At 69.1% G+C, this 15,030-nt stretch carries 16 protein-coding genes and 1 pseudogene; 9 read left to right on the top strand and 8 right to left on the bottom strand.

Going from position 1 to position 15,030, the window contains the following annotated elements; genetic code table 11:
* Window positions 1-69: 69 nt before the first annotated feature.
* The 5 genes from PH203_RS35205 to PH203_RS35185 all read left to right on the top strand — a co-directional run bounded on the left by PH203_RS35205 (window position 70) and on the right by PH203_RS35185 (window position 5,704).
* The gene (locus PH203_RS35205) at window positions 70-1,344 is read left to right on the top strand and encodes an MFS transporter (protein WP_289925411.1); all 1,275 of its coding nucleotides are present in this window, start codon (window positions 70-72) and stop codon (window positions 1,342-1,344) included.
* 62 nt (window positions 1,345-1,406) lie between these two features.
* Complete coding sequence (locus PH203_RS35200; RefSeq protein WP_289925409.1) at window positions 1,407-2,393, top strand: phosphoglycerate dehydrogenase; 987 nt, start codon at window positions 1,407-1,409, stop codon at window positions 2,391-2,393.
* A 44-nt stretch (window positions 2,394-2,437) separates the two neighbouring features.
* The gene (locus PH203_RS35195; RefSeq protein ID WP_289925408.1) at window positions 2,438-3,823 is read left to right on the top strand and encodes an acyclic terpene utilization AtuA family protein; all 1,386 of its coding nucleotides are present in this window, start codon (window positions 2,438-2,440) and stop codon (window positions 3,821-3,823) included.
* Window positions 3,816-4,145, top strand: coding sequence for a DUF4387 domain-containing protein (locus tag PH203_RS35190; protein ID WP_289925407.1), 330 nt, complete (start codon window positions 3,816-3,818; stop codon window positions 4,143-4,145). Before PH203_RS35195 ends, PH203_RS35190 begins: the two co-directional genes overlap by 8 nt.
* Window positions 4,146-4,276: 131 nt before the next feature.
* Window positions 4,277-5,704, top strand: coding sequence for a DUF6351 family protein (locus PH203_RS35185; RefSeq protein WP_289925658.1), 1,428 nt, complete (start codon window positions 4,277-4,279; stop codon window positions 5,702-5,704).
* A 140-nt stretch (window positions 5,705-5,844) separates the two neighbouring features.
* On the opposite strand, the gene PH203_RS35180 is transcribed toward PH203_RS35185, so the two are convergent.
* The gene (locus PH203_RS35180) at window positions 5,845-6,270 is read right to left on the bottom strand and encodes a MerR family transcriptional regulator (RefSeq protein ID WP_289925406.1); all 426 of its coding nucleotides are present in this window, start codon (window positions 6,268-6,270) and stop codon (window positions 5,845-5,847) included.
* A gap of 47 nt (window positions 6,271-6,317) precedes the next feature.
* On the opposite strand from PH203_RS35180, the gene PH203_RS35175 reads away from it, so the two are divergent.
* Window positions 6,318-7,181 (top strand): SDR family oxidoreductase, encoded by an 864-nt coding sequence (locus tag PH203_RS35175; RefSeq protein WP_289925404.1) that lies wholly within the window; start codon window positions 6,318-6,320, stop codon window positions 7,179-7,181.
* Window positions 7,182-7,197: 16 nt separating this feature from the next.
* On the opposite strand, the gene PH203_RS35170 is transcribed toward PH203_RS35175, so the two are convergent.
* Complete coding sequence (locus PH203_RS35170) at window positions 7,198-8,391, bottom strand: HAMP domain-containing sensor histidine kinase (protein WP_289925402.1); 1,194 nt, start codon at window positions 8,389-8,391, stop codon at window positions 7,198-7,200.
* Window positions 8,382-9,044 carry a response regulator transcription factor gene (locus tag PH203_RS35165; RefSeq protein ID WP_289925400.1) on the bottom strand — a complete coding sequence of 221 codons (663 nt, stop codon included), beginning with the start codon at window positions 9,042-9,044 and terminating at the stop codon, window positions 8,382-8,384. Before PH203_RS35165 ends, PH203_RS35170 begins: the two co-directional genes overlap by 10 nt.
* Window positions 9,045-9,178: 134 nt before the next feature.
* On the opposite strand from PH203_RS35165, the gene PH203_RS35160 reads away from it, so the two are divergent.
* From PH203_RS35160 to PH203_RS35150, 3 genes are read left to right on the top strand one after another with little or no spacing between them, the layout of a single operon-like run.
* Window positions 9,179-10,450: an ABC transporter permease gene (locus PH203_RS35160; protein WP_289925398.1), complete on the top strand. Its 1,272-nt coding sequence runs from the start codon at window positions 9,179-9,181 to the stop codon at window positions 10,448-10,450.
* A 32-nt stretch (window positions 10,451-10,482) separates the two neighbouring features.
* Window positions 10,483-11,853: an ABC transporter permease gene (locus PH203_RS35155; RefSeq protein WP_289925396.1), complete on the top strand. Its 1,371-nt coding sequence runs from the start codon at window positions 10,483-10,485 to the stop codon at window positions 11,851-11,853.
* A 6-nt stretch (window positions 11,854-11,859) separates the two neighbouring features.
* Window positions 11,860-12,567 (top strand): ABC transporter ATP-binding protein, encoded by a 708-nt coding sequence (locus PH203_RS35150; protein WP_289925395.1) that lies wholly within the window; start codon window positions 11,860-11,862, stop codon window positions 12,565-12,567.
* A 68-nt stretch (window positions 12,568-12,635) separates the two neighbouring features.
* Here PH203_RS35150 and PH203_RS35145 read toward each other — a convergent pair whose 3' ends face one another.
* From PH203_RS35145 to PH203_RS35125, 5 genes and pseudogenes are all read right to left on the bottom strand, one after another.
* Complete coding sequence (locus PH203_RS35145) at window positions 12,636-12,890, bottom strand: hypothetical protein (protein ID WP_289925393.1); 255 nt, start codon at window positions 12,888-12,890, stop codon at window positions 12,636-12,638.
* A gap of 275 nt (window positions 12,891-13,165) precedes the next feature.
* A complete protein-coding gene (locus PH203_RS35140) occupies window positions 13,166-13,600 on the bottom strand; it encodes a hypothetical protein (protein ID WP_289925392.1) in 435 nt (144 codons plus the stop codon).
* A gap of 71 nt (window positions 13,601-13,671) precedes the next feature.
* Window positions 13,672-13,848 carry a DUF1963 domain-containing protein gene (locus PH203_RS35135; protein ID WP_289925390.1) on the bottom strand — a complete coding sequence of 59 codons (177 nt, stop codon included), beginning with the start codon at window positions 13,846-13,848 and terminating at the stop codon, window positions 13,672-13,674.
* A gap of 22 nt (window positions 13,849-13,870) precedes the next feature.
* Window positions 13,871-14,563, bottom strand: a complete 693-nt coding sequence (locus PH203_RS35130; RefSeq protein WP_289925389.1) for a class I SAM-dependent methyltransferase — start codon at window positions 14,561-14,563, stop codon at window positions 13,871-13,873.
* Window positions 14,560-14,778 (bottom strand): annotated as a pseudogene (locus PH203_RS35125) (IS256 family transposase); the annotation flags it as partial. The pseudogene PH203_RS35125 and the gene PH203_RS35130, both read right to left, overlap by 4 nt.
* Window positions 14,779-15,030 lie beyond the last annotated feature (252 nt).

The following is a 15,030-nucleotide window of genomic DNA, read 5'->3' as shown; positions in this document are numbered from 1 at the left end:
CCCGCACGCCGACACCGACAAACCATCCAGTAGCTGCCCGACATGGTGGCGGCGTGAAGGGACGACCCTATGACGACGGTGTCAGTAGGGCAGCGCACACGTACCCGGCGCATCACGTTCCTGGTCGCTCTCGCGGTCTTCGCACAGGAGTCGACCTGGAACTTCTACGAATCCCAGGTTCCGCCGCTCCTGCGGGAGCATCTCACCAGCACGGCCGTCGTGGGTCTGCTGATGGGCATGGACAACCTGCTCGGCATCTTCATCCAGCCGTGGATCGGCAACCGGTCCGACCGCACGCGGACCTCCTGGGGCCGGCGGATGCCCTACCTGGTGGTGGGGATGCCGATCGCAGCCGCGCTCTTCATCCTCATCCCGCACAGTGCGGGATCCTTGCCGCTGCTGATCGTGGTGCTGTTCTCGTACGCGCTCGTCGCCAACACCTTCAAGCCGATCGCCGAGGCGCTCGTACCGGACTTCATCGCACCCGAGCGGCGAAGCCGGGCCAACGCCGCAGTCAAGATCGCCTCCAGCATCACGGCCATCGTCGCCGCGCTCATCAGCATCTTCCTGGTCGACAACCATCTGAGCCTCGCATTCGCGATCCCCGCGATCATCATGCTGATCTCGATCGGGGTGCTCGCGGCCACCGTGCGCGACAACCGGTCCCCGGCCTACCGGGCAGCGGTGGCCGAGAGCGATGAGGAACACGGTCCCGAGCGCACCGCACCACGGGTCCGGGACACCTTCGTCGAGATCCTCAAGGACACCGACCGCAGCCGGCTGCTGCTGCTCCTCGCGATCCTCCTCTTCGGCAGCGCGTGGGCCGCGTCCCGGTCGTTGATCACGCCGTACGGGATGGAAGCCCTGGACATGTCCCGCGGAGCCGCCGGCGGTCTCACCCTGCCCAGCGGCATCGCGTTCATCCTGGCGGCCTACCCGGCCGCCGTCCTCGCCGAACGGTACGGGCGACTCCGGGTCATGGTCGTGGGCATGTCGGTCTTCGCCGGCGCCATGGTGCTGGGGACGATCGTCCAGACCCCCATGGGGGCCACCGCGGCCCTGTGCCTCGCTGCGGCCGGCGCGACCTGCTTCCTGGTCAACGCGGTGGTCGTCCTGTGGAACCTCGCCCCCTCGGCACGGGTCTTCGGGACCTACGCCGGCCTGTACACCGTCGGCTGGGCCGGCGGCGGCTTCCTGGGCCCGGCGGTGGTCGGCGGCATGGTCGACATCACCGGCTGGCCCCTGATGCTCATGGACATCGCCCTGGTCGCCACGCTGTCGATCATCGTCGTGGCCAGGATCAGGGTGCTCCAGCGGCGCACCGGCCTGACCCTCGCCAAGTGACCAGCCCACCCCCCGCAGCGCGGCGTGCGCCCAGCGCCCGACGCGGCCAGAGACGAGGAACCGTGCCCCGCATCCTGATCACCACCGACTATCTGCGGCCCGACGACGAGGCCGATCACTATCTCCGGGCGCACGGCCACACGACGGTCCATGCCCCGCTGGTCGGCCGACGCGGTCCCGAGCAGCTCGTCGCCGCCCTCGACGGGATCGACGCGGCACTCGTCGGCCATGACGCCCTGACCGCCCAGGTCCTCTCCGAAGCTCCCCGGCTGCGCGCCATCGTGCGCACCGGCGTCGGCTACGACTCGATCGACGTCGACGCCGCGGGCAGGCTCGGCATCACGGTGAGCAACCTGCCGGGGATCAACGCGAACGCCGTGGCCGAGTACACCCTCGGCCTGCTGCTGGCGGCCGCGCGGCGACTGGTGCAGAGCGCGGCGGGCGTCGCAGCCGGCCGCTGGCCGAGGCAGCACGGCCACGAGTTGCGGGGCTCCACGCTCGGCCTGATCGGATACGGGGCGGCAGCGCGCGCCGTGGTACCGCTGGCGCGCGCCTTCGGCATGGACGTGCTCTGCACGACCGGGGTGCCCGAGGACCAACGCCCGGACCCGTCGGTGCGGTTCGTCGCGCTGCCCGAACTGCTGGCCGCATCCGACTACGTATCGGTGCACACCGCGCTGACGGACCGCACACGCGGTCTCCTGGACGCCTCCGCCTTCCGGCGGATGAAGTCGACGGCGGTGCTGGTCAACACCGCGCGGGGGGCCGTCGTCGACGAACAGGCGCTCGCCGAGGCCGTACGCAGCGGCGAGATCGCGGCGGCGGCGCTCGACGTGGTGAGCGAGGAGCCGCTCCCGGCCGACAGCCCACTGCGGGACGTCGAGGGAATCGTCGTCTTCTCCCACCTCGCGGGCCAGACCGCCGAAGCCCGTGCCGCCGCCGGCCGCGAAGGTGCGGCCGAGGTGGTGGCCGCCCTCGCGGGCCGCCCCCGGTTCGCGGTCAACGCCCACCTGCTGCACCACGCCCCCACCGCCCGGGCCGACGGGTGACACCCGCTCGCCACCCGCCCGGCCCACCGAAAGGAAAGAGGACCATGGAAAACGAACGGGTCACCCAGGTCAATGTCCTGGCACCGACCGGCATGCTCGGTGCCGGCTTTCCCGAGGCCACGATCGAGCGAGGTCTGGCGCTGGGAGCCGACGTCATCTCCGTCGACGCGGGCAGCACCGACTCCGGCCCCTACTACCTCGGCGCGTCGCAGCCCAAGACCACCCGCGCGGCGGTCGCCCGGGACCTGCGCGTCCTGCTCAAGGCGGCGGCAAGCGCCGGCATCCCCCTCATCGTCGGCTCGTGCGGCACCAGCGGAACCGACTCCGGGGTCGACTGGGTCGCCGGCATCGTCGCCGACATCCAGGCCGCCGAGGGACTCCGGATGCGGGTGGCGCGCATCTACAGCGAGCAGTCGACCGGCGAGCTTCTCGAGCGCCTGGAGGAGGGCCGGATCCATGCCCTGCCTCCGCTCGGTGAACTGGAGCCGGCGACGTTGGAGAGCTGCACGCACATCGTGGGCGCGATGGGGCACGAGCCGATCGTCGCCGCGCTCGAAGCAGGTGCGCAGGTCGTGCTCGCCGGCCGCGCCACGGACACCGCCATCGCCGCCGCCTATCCGCTGATGAAGCAAATGCCGGCCGGACCGGCCTGGCACGCCGCCAAGATCATCGAGTGCGGCGGGCAGTGCACCAGCAATCCCCGCGCGGGCGGGGTCCTGGCCACCATCGACGCCCACGGCTTCACCATCGAGCCGCTCGACCCGACGGTCGCCTGCACACCGATCCTGGTCGCCGCCCACATGCTCTACGAGACCGTGGACCCGTTCCAGATGCGCGAGCCGGACGGCACCCTGGACGTCAGTGAGGCCGTCTACACCGCCCTGGACGAGCGCACGGTGCGGGTCGAGGGTTCCCGGTTCCATGTCGCCGACCAGCACACCATCAAGCTCGAAGGCGCCCGGATCACCGGCTACGAGACCATGTCGTTCAGCGCGATCCGCGACCCGCACATCCTCGCGAACATCGACGACTGGGCCGACCTCATGCGGACGATGATCAGGCAGCGGGTGGAGCAGACGATCGGCCTCGGCGACGACAAGTACGCCTTCGACCTGCGCCTGTACGGGCACAACGCCATCCTCGGCGACCTCGAACCGGCAGTGGGGCCGCCCCGCGAGGTGGGGGTCATGCTCCTCGTCAGCGCGCCGGACCAGAGCACCGCGACCGCCGTCGCAAAGATAGCCAACCCCTTGATGCTCCATCTGCCGACGGCCGACATGGACTACCTGCCGAGCCTGGCGTTCGCCACCTCACCGGCCGAGGTCGAGCGCGGTCCGGCGTACGAGTTCGTGCTCCACCACGTCGTCGACACCCGCACTCCCACCGACATGTTCCGCACCGAGATCGAGGAGCCCGCCCACCATGGCTGAGACCGCCCCCACCACCCTGGGCGACCTGGCGTACGAGGTCCGCTCCAAGAACGCCGGGCCGTTCTGGGTCACCATGGAGCTGTTCCTGCGTGACACGGACGGCTATCGCATCGCCGCCGACGAGACGTACCTCAACGAGGGCACCATCGCCCGTCTCTACCGACTCGACGAGGCCGACGTGCGGATGTTCCGCATCCCGTCGCTGAACGTCGTCAAGATCTCCTTCCCGCGCCCCGTCAGCCAGGCGTCACTGCGCGACCGTGACGTCCACTCCGGTCAGCACCATGTGCCGCTGGCAGTGCTCCCGTTGCCCACCGCCTGACCCCGGGCACCCGCGCGCCAAGACGGTCACACCCCGCCCGCCGGTGCCCCCGAACGCACCTGCGGGACGCGGTCCTTCACATGTCGGCTCACCCAAGTACCTGAAGGAGCAGCTCCTTGAAGACACCTGCCGTGCCCGAACCAGGTCCGCGACCTCGGGCCCGCCGCCGGACCGTGCCGACGGCACTGCTCGCGGCCGCGGTCGTGGGCACGCTCGGCAGTGCGCCCGCCGCCCCGGCCGACGCCACGCGCCCCGCCGCCTGCCCGGGCCGTCTGGCGCAGAAGGCCGACTGCTACACCGGCCGGGACGCCAACGGCGCCTACTACACGATGGCCGTCCCCAAGCACTGGAACGGCTCCCTCGTCGTCCACGCCCACGGCGGTCCCGACTTCTCCTACGACGAGTCCACCACCACCGAGGACCTGGAACGCTGGGCGGTGATGGTCGACGAGGGCTACGCCTGGGCGGGTTCCTCGTACCGGCGCGGCGGTTACGGGGTCCGGATGGCCGCCGCCGACACGGACAACGTACGCCGCCTGTTCGTCGGCCGGTTCGGCCGCCCCGACCACACCTATCTGCACGGCCAGTCCTGGGGCGGCAATGTCGCGGCCAAAGTCACCGAGACGTACGGCGACAAGCGTGGCGTGTACGACGGAGTCCTGCTGACCAACGGCTTTTTGGCCGGCGGCTCGCGCGGCTACGACACCCGCCTGGACCTGCGGACGGTCTACCAGTACTACTGCCGTAACCTGCCCCGCCCCACCGAACCCCGGTACCCGCTGTGGCAAGGACTGCCCGCGGACTCCCCGATGACACCCGAGGAGGTCCACGGCCGACTCCAGGAGTGCACCGGCATCGACTCCGACCCGGCCGACCGGACCGCGAAGCAACAGCGCAACCTCGAAGACATCCTGGCCGTCACCCGCATCCCGGAACAGTCCCTGGCCACGCACATGCAGTACGCGGCCTTCCTCGTAAGAGACATCGTGGCCAACCGCCTCGACGGCCGTAACCCGTTCGGCAACCGCGGCGTCCGCTACGACGGTTCGCACGACGACAAGGCGCTCAACGCCGGTGTGGAGCGCTTCTCGCCCGACCCCGGTGCGCGCCGCGACCTCTCCTACGACAGCGACCTCACCGGACGGATCGCACTCCCGGTCCTCACGCTGCACGCGATCGACGACCCGCAGGTCTTCGTCGAACACGAGGCCGCCTATCGCGCCACGGTCCAGGCCGCCGGCCGCAGTGAGAACCTCGTCCAGACCTTCACAAGGGAGAGCGACCACAGCGCGCTCAGCGACGCCGAGTACGCCAACTCCCTGGCGGCCCTGGACACTTGGACGCGCACCGGCCGGAAGCCCACCCCCAGCTCGATCGCGCGTTCATGCAGCACGTTCGACACCACGCACGGTGGTGGCTGCTTCTACGATCAGGCCTACCGCCCCGGCCCGTTCGCCACCCGGGTCCGCCCCCGGCCCGGTGGCCTCCACTGGCCCGCCATGTCCGCCGCGCAGGAAGCGGCGTGGAGCCGTCTCGAGGGCGTCGGCATCGCACCTTGACGCCGCTGGGCGGGCTTGGCGTCCTTTCCGACAGACGTCCGAAGGCCTTGGTGGGGGTTGCGGGTCGGGCGGGAATGATACGTGGGAACCTCAGCGATCTGGGTCACTGACTCAGGGACCGGTATTTCACCTCTCAGACCTCACTGCTCGCAGTCGGGGCCGTCACGCCACAACCCGTCGGCCGTGCCGGCCGCGAGGTGCCGGGCGTAGGTCTCGACCTTCGTGTGGATGATGCCGAGGGCTTCCTGGAGTTCGGCCACCTGCTGTTGCACCTTCGCCTCGTGCCGCCGCAGGATCTCGAAACGCTGCGGCACGGTTCCGTCTCCGGCCTGTGCAAGCCGGGCGTAGCGGCGGATCTCCGGCAGCGGCATGCCGGAGGCGCGCAGTTGCACACACACCTTGAGCCAGGCCACGTCCTCCTCGGTGAAGACACGTTGTCCGGCTGCGTTGCGCCGTACGGCGGTGAGCAGCTCTTCCTGCTCGTAGAAGCGCAGGATGTGGGCGGGCAGTCCGGTGAGTGCGCTGACCTCGCCGATACTCAGGACGGATTTCTCGGCATTCGTCATGCTCACCACCTTACGAGCTTGCCCTCAAGTCGACTTGAACTCCTAGCGTGGCGGCCATCGATGAAAGGAGCGCCATGTCAACCACATGGTTCATCACCGGTACTTCCTCCGGTTTCGGGCGTCTTCTCACCGAGGAACTGCTGGCCCGCGGTGACCGGGTCGCCGCGACCGTACGCCGGCCCGAGACGCTGGACGACCTGCGCGCCCAGTACGGGGACCGCCTCTGGCCAGCCCGGCTCGACGTCACCGACACCGAGCAGGTGCGCGGGGTCGTGGCTGATGCCTTCGAGGAGCTCGGCACGATCGACGTGGTCGTCAACAACGCCGGCTACGGCGTCTTCGCCTCGGTGGAAGAGGCCACTGACGCACAGATCCAACGCGTGATCGACACCAACCTCCTCGGGTCGATCCACGTCATCCGCGCGGCCCTGCCGTATCTGCGCGCCCAGGGACACGGGCGCATCGTGCAGGTGTCCACAGCCGGCGGTCAGACCACTTACCCGAACTTCAGCTACTACCATGCCTCGAAGTGGGGAATCGAAGGATTCTGCGAGACGGTAGCGCAAGAGATCGCGCCGTTCGGCATCGGTCTGACCATCGTCGAACCCGGTGCGACACCGACCGGATTCGCCGGCGCCCTCGACACCGCGCCTGTGCTGCCGGAGTACGAGAACACCCCGGCGGGTGAGGTGCGGAGTGCCATCGCGTCGGGCGCCTTTCCCTTGCCGAACGACCCGCACAAGATCACCCAGGCCATGATCGATCTCGTCGACTCGGGAGCCACGCCGCTGCGCCTTCCTCTCGGGTCCGACACCTACGAAGACGTGCGGGCATCGCTCGTCGCCCGGCTCGCCGAGCACGATGCCCATCGCGACACTGCACTCGCCGTGGTGAACGGGGATTCCGGGTGAGGGCCGAGCAGGACTGTCAGGGGAATTCCAGACGGATCGTCAGTCCCCCCGTGGGGCGGGGGTCGGCGCTCAGGGCCGCGTGATGTGACGACGCGATGGAGGCGGCGATGGACAGGCCGAGACCGTGGCCGGTGTCGGCGGTGCGGTCGGGGGCGAGGCGGCGGAAGGGCTCGAAGAGGTCCGGCACCCGGTGCGCGGGGACGTGCGGGCCGGTGTTGGCCACGGTCACGGTGCGGTCTTCCACGCGTACCCGGACATGGCCACCGGGGTGGTTGTACTGGACGGCGTTGCGGATGACGTTGGTGAGCAGGTGGCGTAGGAGGACGGGGTCACCGCGGACGGTCAGGGGGGTGTCGGCCGTGACGCGGATGTCCACCTGTCGCTGTTCGGCCTGTGGCGCGAGTTGGACGGTGACGAGCCGGGCGGCGAGGGCCAGGTCGACGCTCTCGGCCACGGCCGGTCCGCGGTCGCTGCGGGCCAGGAGCAGCAGCGCGTCGATGAGTTGCTCGGCTTCGCGGTTGGTGGATAGCAGGTCGTCGCGGACTTCGGTGAGGTGGTCGGGGAGCGGGTCGGCGAGACCGACTTGCAGGGCGGTCCGCTGGGCGGCGAGGGGCGTTTTGAGCTCATGGGAGGCGTTGGCGACGAAACGGCGTTGACTGTCGAACGACTTCTCCAGCCGGTCGAGTACCGCGTCGAAGGTGTCGGCGAGCCGGTGCAACTCGTCGTCGGGGCCGGTGAGGGCCAGGCGCTGGTGCAGGTTCTGCTCGCTGATGCGGCGCGCGGTCTCGGTCATCGAGGCGACGGGGCGCAGGGCCCTGCCGGCCAGCCACCAGCCTGCCAGCCCGGCCAGAAGGGCCAGGAAGAGCAGACCGATGGCGGACCAGAGGACCATCTGGCCCAGGGCGGTGTCCTGCACGGCCTGGATCGTCTGGTCGATCTTCTGGATCTCGGCCGTGTCCCATCGTGTTCCGGGCGTTGTCGGTCCTGACTCCACGGGGCGGGCGGACGGATGGAGGGCGACGTAGCCGACGGGCGTGTCCGCGTATCTGACGGCGAGGCCTTGAACCTGCTGGGCCGTCCCGTGGCGTGCGAGCAGGACGACGAAGGCGAGCAGAGCCACGCCGGTGAGCAGGAAGAGGGTGAAGATGGTCGCGGCGAGACGGGCGCGGAAGGGGAGCCGGCCGAGGAACGCGCGAGGGCTCAGTCGCACAGCCGGTACCCCTGTCCCGTGTCGACGGTGATGACGCCGGGGTCCCCCAGTTTGCCGCGCAGTCGGCTGACGGTGGCGCGGACCGCGCTGGTCTGCGGGGTGAGGTGCTCGTCCCAGAGGGTGCGGACGATCTCGTCGTGAGCGACGGGGGCTCCTTGGGCCTCGACCAACAGGTGGAGGACGGCGAACTCCTTGGGTGTCAGGGCCAGCGGGCGGCCCTCGATGGACGCCTCGCGCCTCGACGGGTCCATCGTGATGCCGCCGTGCCGCATCACGGGCGACCGCGGGGTGGGCGCCCGGCGGCTCAGCGCCCGTATTCGGGCGACCAGTTCGCTGAAGTCGAAGGGCTTGGGCAGGTAGTCGTCGGCGCCGAGAGTGGTCAGACCGTAGACGCGGTCGGTGATGTCGCCCGCCGCGGTGAGCATGAGGATCCGTGGGGGATCGGCGAGTTCCCGCAGGCGCCTGCACACCTCGTCGCCGCTCATGACCGGCAGGTCGCGGTCGAGGATCAGGACGTCGTACGCCGTCAGCAGACACATCCGCTCGGCGGCGTCGCCGGTGTGGGTGACGTCGACGGCCATCGCCTCGCGGCGCAGGCCGACCGCGACGGCGCGGGCGAGCACGCGGTGGTCCTCAGCTACCAGAACTCTCATGGCCCCATGAAACCAAGGCCGTGTTTGCGGTCGTGTAAGGACGACGGCGTCGGACCCGGCGCAGTCCCGGACCCCCCTTATGCCGCTGTAACGCGTTTATCCTCCTGCAAAGGACCGCCTGCTCCACTGGCCGCATGAATTTCGTCAGGCGGGCCGGGATGAGCCTGCGTGCCAGGAAATCCCGCACCGCTGCCCTGCTCGGCATCTTCGTCGTGATCTGTTGCCTGCTCCTCGGCGGGTTCGTGCTGGAGGCGGCCGCCGCACGCCAGGCGGCCGAGGCGCAGCGCACGATCGGTGTCGACGTGACGATCGAGGGCAAGCGGCTGACCTCGGCTGTGGCGGACCGTCTCGGCTCCAGGTCGCCCGTGACGCGCTACAACCCACTGCTCCCGCTGACCGCAGTTGCGCACGGTTTCGACCCGCTCGTGCCACCGGAGCCGAAGTCGCGCGGAGACCGGGGTGATGGGAGTGCAGGGGGGCCGCTGGCGCTGCGAGGTGTGCGGGACCTGGGCATGCTGCTGCCCTTCTCATACGGATCGACGAAGATCACCTCCGGGCGGGGCATCGTTCCGCAGGACGTCGACCGCGCGGTCGCGGTGATCGAGGAACGCCTGGCCGCGAGCAACGGCCTCAGGGTCGGCGACACGGTGCAGGTGGGGTCCGTCGATGGCAGGCACCAGGTCTCGGTGAAGGTCCTCGGCGTGTTCCAGGACCCCAGGCCGGACCCGTCGCAGTGGACACCGTCGAACGAACTGCCCGGCAACACCCTCTATGTACCGACGTCCGTGGGGCAGAGACTCGGTGGCGGTGCGGCCGGTCTCGACGAAGCGGTCTTCAAGATCGGTTCGCCCGAGCAGGCCGAGCGTCTGCACGCCGAGGCGAAGAGGCTGCTCGGCACTGGGGACTTCACCTTCCGCGTGAACGACAAGGCGTACCGGGACCAGGTCCGTCCCGTTCAGCGGGTCGGCGCCTTCGCCGGCCTGATCGTCTGGGTCATCGCCCTTGCCGGTGCCCTGATCCTCGGCCTGATCGTGATGCTGCAGATCCGGGAGCGGCGCCAGGAGCTCGGAGTGCTGCTGTCGATGGGCGAGAAGAAGTGGAAGCTCGTCTTGCAGCACGTCGTGGAGGCCGCGGTGGTGTGCCTGCCCGCAGTCGCCGTCGCCGCACTGACGGGGCATGTCGCCGGCCCGTCCGTGGGCGCTGCCCTGCTGGACCGCCCGCAGCCAAACACCGTGGCGGCGGGGGTGGCGGACGCGGAAGTCGCACCTTCCACGGTGCGCGTCGATCCCACCGACGTGGGAAAAGTCGCTGGCCTCGGCCTCGGTATCTGTCTGCTCTCCACCGTCGTCCCGGGCCTCGGGATCCTCCGCCTGCACCCCCGCTCGATCCTGGCCGGCAGCGAATAGGCCGCCGGCCCGAACCCAGAAAGCCCTTGTTCATGAACTTCGTCAAACGCGCAGGTCTCAGTCTGTGGGCCCGTAAGGGCCGCACGCTGATCACCTTCGCCACGTTCCTGGTCATCTCCCTCATGGTGCTGGCGGGCGTACTGATCAACGCGGCGACCGCCCGGGCCGAGCTGGACGCCGAAAAGGCGGTAGGTGCAGAAGTCACTCTCGTCATGGATCCGCAGGCTCAGGGAAGCGTGGGCCAAGCCCCGACGATCGACTCGGCGGTGGTCGAAAAGCTCGGCGAGCTGACCCAAGTCGAGAAGTACACCTACTCCATGTGGGACCGGGTGCTCCTCAAAGGAGACGTCGGACTCGTCACCGACGGTGGGGAGGGCTCCATGGGACCCGGCGGCACCGCGGGTATCGGCCTCCTCGACTCCTCACTGCTCACCGACTTCCGCAGCGGGAAGTTCAGGCTTCTCTCCGGCAAGCACCTGACTGCCGCCGACAAGGACACCAAGCGGATCCTGATCGAGGAGCGCCTGGCCGGGAAGAACGGCCTCGAGCCCGGCGACGAGGTGACCCTGACGGGAAACGACGAGAAGACGACGGGGCGGTTCACCGTGGCCGGCATCTTCCGCGACCCGCGCCCCGGCACCGAGTTGGAACCCGAGTACGGCGTCAACCCGGCCAACATGATCTACGGCACTGTCGGTGGCTTCGCCACCCTCGGCACCACCGGCGGGGCCCCGCAGATCACCCGTGCCAGCTTCCTCCTCAGGGACCCCGATGACCAGGAGGCGTTCAGGGACGAAGCCGAAAGGCTGGCCGGCGCCGCGCTGGAGGGCTTCAAGCTCGACGTCAACGACAAGGCCGTGCAGCAGATGACCGGACCGCTCAAGAGCATCGGCTCCACCGCCACCCTCGCCATGTGGCTGATCGGCCTCGCGGGCGCCGCTGTCCTCGCCCTCCTCGTCAACCTCGCCGTCAAGCAGCGCCGCAGGGAGTACGGCGTGCTGTTGTCCCTGGGCGAGAAGAAGTGGAAGCTCATCACCCAGCAGGCCTTGGAGGTCACAGCCGTGGCCGCCCTGGCCATCGTGCTCGGGTCCGTGTTCGCTCCGCGACTGACGCAGAGCGCGGGACAGTCACTGCTCGGCAGGGAAGCCGCCTCGGCCCAGCGGAAGATCGACGCCTGGCAGCCGCCCCCTCCGGGCAGCACCGGCGTCGGCGAGGGCATCGACCCCGACGACCGGCCGGTCGAGAACGCCGATCCCGTCGACAGGATCACGGTGGTGCTCGAGCCCGCGCACCTCGCCACCGTCGGCGGCGCCGGACTCGGGATCGGCCTGCTCGCCGCAGCGATCCCGGCAGCCTCCGTGCTGCGCCTCAACCCCCGATCCATCCTCACGAACGGCAAGTGACCCGCCATGACCAACGCCACCGCGACCCCGCCCGTCCTCCGTCTCGACCGGGTCAGCCACACGTACTCGGATCAGCGCCGCCGGACCACGGTCCTCCGGGACATCGACCACACCTTCGAACGCGGTACGTTCTACACGATTCTGGGCCCCTCCGGCAGCGGCAAGACCACCCTCCTCAGCCTCGCCAGCGGCCTCGACACCCCTACGAGCGGCACCATCAGCTTCGAAGGCCGGGACCTCAAGGAGCTGGGCCTGGGGCGCTATCGCAACAAGCACGTCGCCACGGTCTTCCAGCAGTACAACCTCCTCACCTATATGACGGCCCTGCAGAACGTCGTCTGCGCCATGGAGATCACCGGCGTCCGGCCCGTCCAGGGCAGCCGCAAGGCTCGCGCCCTTCGCCTGCTGGACGACATCGGACTGGACAAGTCGATGGCCACCCGCAGCGTCATGAGGTTGTCCGGCGGCCAGCAGCAGCGCGTCGCCATCGCCCGCGCACTGGCCTGCGACGTCGACATCCTCTTCGCCGACGAACCCACCGGAAATCTCGACGAGGACACCGCCCAGGGCATTATCGACACCTTCCGAGACCTTGCCCACGAACAGAACAAGTGCGTGGTCGTCGTCACCCACTCCCAGCAACTGGCCACCCAGTCCGACCGCATACTCACCCTCCGCAAGGGGAAGCTGACCGAGCAGGTGAACAGACGATGACCAGCGGGCGGCACCCGCAGATTTCGCGGGTGCCGCCGGCAACCGGAGGTGTGCTGTGAATCCGTCGGCTACAAGGGAAGGTGCCACTTCTGGGTGTTGAGGCCGCTGCCGTCGTAGCTGTGCTGCCTCGGCGTCTGGGCCGCCCAGCTGCTCATCATCAGCAAGGGCATGGAGACGGTGCGCCGCTTCCACGACCTCGCCGGACCCGCGGTCTGGCTGATGATGCTGGTGCTGGCGATCGCGCTGTCCGTGAAGGCCGGCGCCCTGTCCAGCGCGTGCACGCGCCCCGCAGCGAATGCCCGTACCGTATTACGTAGCTTCACGGACCTGCCGCTCCGTACTCGCGGCGGTCCCGGGCCTTGACCGGCAACGGGTCCGAACTGACCTCCGGGCAACCCTGATCCACGTCGATGCCGGGTCAGATCGCGGTCGTGCGGTGCCTGCGTGTGGTGTGCGGCCGATGCTTCCTGACGGACGACCTCGCTGTCGATTCCCGACGGAGCGATCATCCATCGTGCTCATGTGGCCGCCGGGTCGTCGTGGATGTCGAGCGGCCAAACGCGGCGAGTCAACCCGGCGGGTGCCGCCCCGCCCTTTGTCAGCAGGAAGGGGCAGGACGCAGCGATTCGATCCAGGACGCGAAATCCGCGGACACAACTTCGAAGTCCGCAGGGTCCAGATCGCCCAGACCGGAGGAGAAAACAGCGGAGTCGGGGTCATCGGCACGCAGGAGGAATCCCCCGGCCACCACCGTCATCGCCGACGAGCAGGAAACCTGGCGCGTACTGCGCGACTTCGTAAGGGGCGTTGCGTTCGCCGATGCCCCCGCCGAGTACACCGCGCCACCGGACTCTGTGAGAAGGCCGTCCCGCACGCTCCACAGTGCCACCAACGGAGCTGGAAGGCTCGTCGCCGACTCCGCCCGCGCCCGCATCACATCGGCCGGCGTTGCCGCCGCCCTCAGAACCGACGCCGGCACCCTGCACCCCTCCCAGCCGACCCCGGCCGCCCTGACCAGCAGCGGCACAGTCACGAGAGCCGCTCCCCAGCACACCACCGCAACCGAGCAGGTGGCGGCCCCAACATGAGCACGATCTACGTGTGCTAGCCCTGCAAGATGAGCCGTGCCTCGCCGAATCGGCGGGCGGCGAGGTCCTCGGAGCGGATGAGCCAGTACAGGGCGCCCTCCTCGCCCCAGGTCATCTTCGCGTCGCTGTCGCTGCCGAACTGGGCAAGCAGAACCCAGTGTTCGGCTTCTGGGTCCAGCGGAGTAATAGTCAAGACCTGTGGATCTGAGCCGCGTTCATGGCGATGTGGGCTTACGGGCGAGGATCTGGATCCCGGTTGACTCGTGACCGTTCATGGTGGGCACCGTGATGGTCCGGGTGTCGATGGTCTGAAACCCGGCGAGCAGGGTGGAGAACCACTCGCGGGGGTGGTGGCGGCAGACCGCACCGTCGCCGGTTTCGAACACGCCATAGCTGCCGTAGTGATCAGCATGGCGGCCGTAACGGTTGCGGTTGCGTTCGTCGTCTTGCAGCAGAAGATCGCTGATGTAGAGGATTCCGCCGGGCTTGAGGATGCGGTTCAGCTCGGCGATCAACCGGTGCTGGGCTTCGTCGCCGGGGACGCAGGTCAGCACGGCGAAGAGCAGAGCGGCGTCGAAGCCTGCGTCTGGACAGGCCGAGGCGGGTGGTACGTCCAGGGCGGCAAAGCGCATGGTGGGGTGCAGGTGGCGTGCCCGGCTGATCATTCCCGGTGAGGCGTCGACGCCCGTGAGGTTGCCGAAGCCGTGCTGTTCGAGCTCCTTCATGATGCGGCCGTAGCCGCATCCGTAGTCGAGGATCGCGGCGTGCCTGCTGACCCCTTCGAGCCAGGGCAGATGGAGTGGGTGGGTGAACATCTTCGTGGCCGCAGCGGCATCCCAGTAGGGAACCTGGCTGTCGAGGTCGGGCAAGGCGGATGCCTCCCTGGACGCTTGCCTGAAGCCGGTCATGCTGCCACGGTGGTAGGGCGTTCGATGAGCTGGCCGCGTTCGAAGCGGGCTCCGGCACGGATGAAGGCAACGAGGTGGGGTGCGGTCACGGCCCGCCACCGCTGCTGGGCGGACTCGACGAGCTTGAAGACCATGGCCAGGGCGGCGGTGCTGGAGCCGCGGGTGACCTTGGTCCGCAGCCGGACGGTGGAGAACGTCGACTCGATGGGATTCGTACCAGGTATGAAAGTCGTGGGTGCCGCTGTCCGTGTCCTGGTGACCGGGCTTCGGCCCGGTTGTACGGTGCGACCGTCAGGACAAGGGGTGTCCGGGGAATCAGCATGGGCAGGCCGATCTTGAACGATGGGCTGCGAGCCCGCCTTAGTAGATGGCCGCCCCTGCGACTTGCCTGGCTGCGTCGTGAGCGCGATTCCGTAAGCGTCGATTTGCCCAGCTGATCCCCGCATCGGATTTGCGTCGGCACAGAG

The sequence above is a fragment of the Streptomyces sp. S.PB5 genome, from assembly GCF_030403745.1.
GTDB lineage: Bacteria > Actinomycetota > Actinomycetes > Streptomycetales > Streptomycetaceae > Streptomyces.
This window is presented reverse-complemented; position numbering and strand designations above follow the sequence as displayed.

Coding starts and splice junctions, on each gene's coding strand:
- PH203_RS35205 (WP_289925411.1), top strand. CDS start 70: ATGACGACGGTGTCAGTAGGGCAGCGCACACGTACCCGGCGCATCACG.
- PH203_RS35195 (WP_289925408.1), top strand. CDS start 2,438: ATGGAAAACGAACGGGTCACCCAGGTCAATGTCCTGGCACCGACCGGC.
- PH203_RS35190 (WP_289925407.1), top strand. CDS start 3,816: ATGGCTGAGACCGCCCCCACCACCCTGGGCGACCTGGCGTACGAGGTC.
- PH203_RS35180 (WP_289925406.1), bottom strand. CDS start 6,270: ATGACGAATGCCGAGAAATCCGTCCTGAGTATCGGCGAGGTCAGCGCA.
- PH203_RS35165 (WP_289925400.1), bottom strand. CDS start 9,044: ATGAGAGTTCTGGTAGCTGAGGACCACCGCGTGCTCGCCCGCGCCGTC.
- PH203_RS35160 (WP_289925398.1), top strand. CDS start 9,179: ATGAATTTCGTCAGGCGGGCCGGGATGAGCCTGCGTGCCAGGAAATCC.
- PH203_RS35155 (WP_289925396.1), top strand. CDS start 10,483: ATGAACTTCGTCAAACGCGCAGGTCTCAGTCTGTGGGCCCGTAAGGGC.
- PH203_RS35150 (WP_289925395.1), top strand. CDS start 11,860: ATGACCAACGCCACCGCGACCCCGCCCGTCCTCCGTCTCGACCGGGTC.
- PH203_RS35130 (WP_289925389.1), bottom strand. CDS start 14,563: ATGACCGGCTTCAGGCAAGCGTCCAGGGAGGCATCCGCCTTGCCCGAC.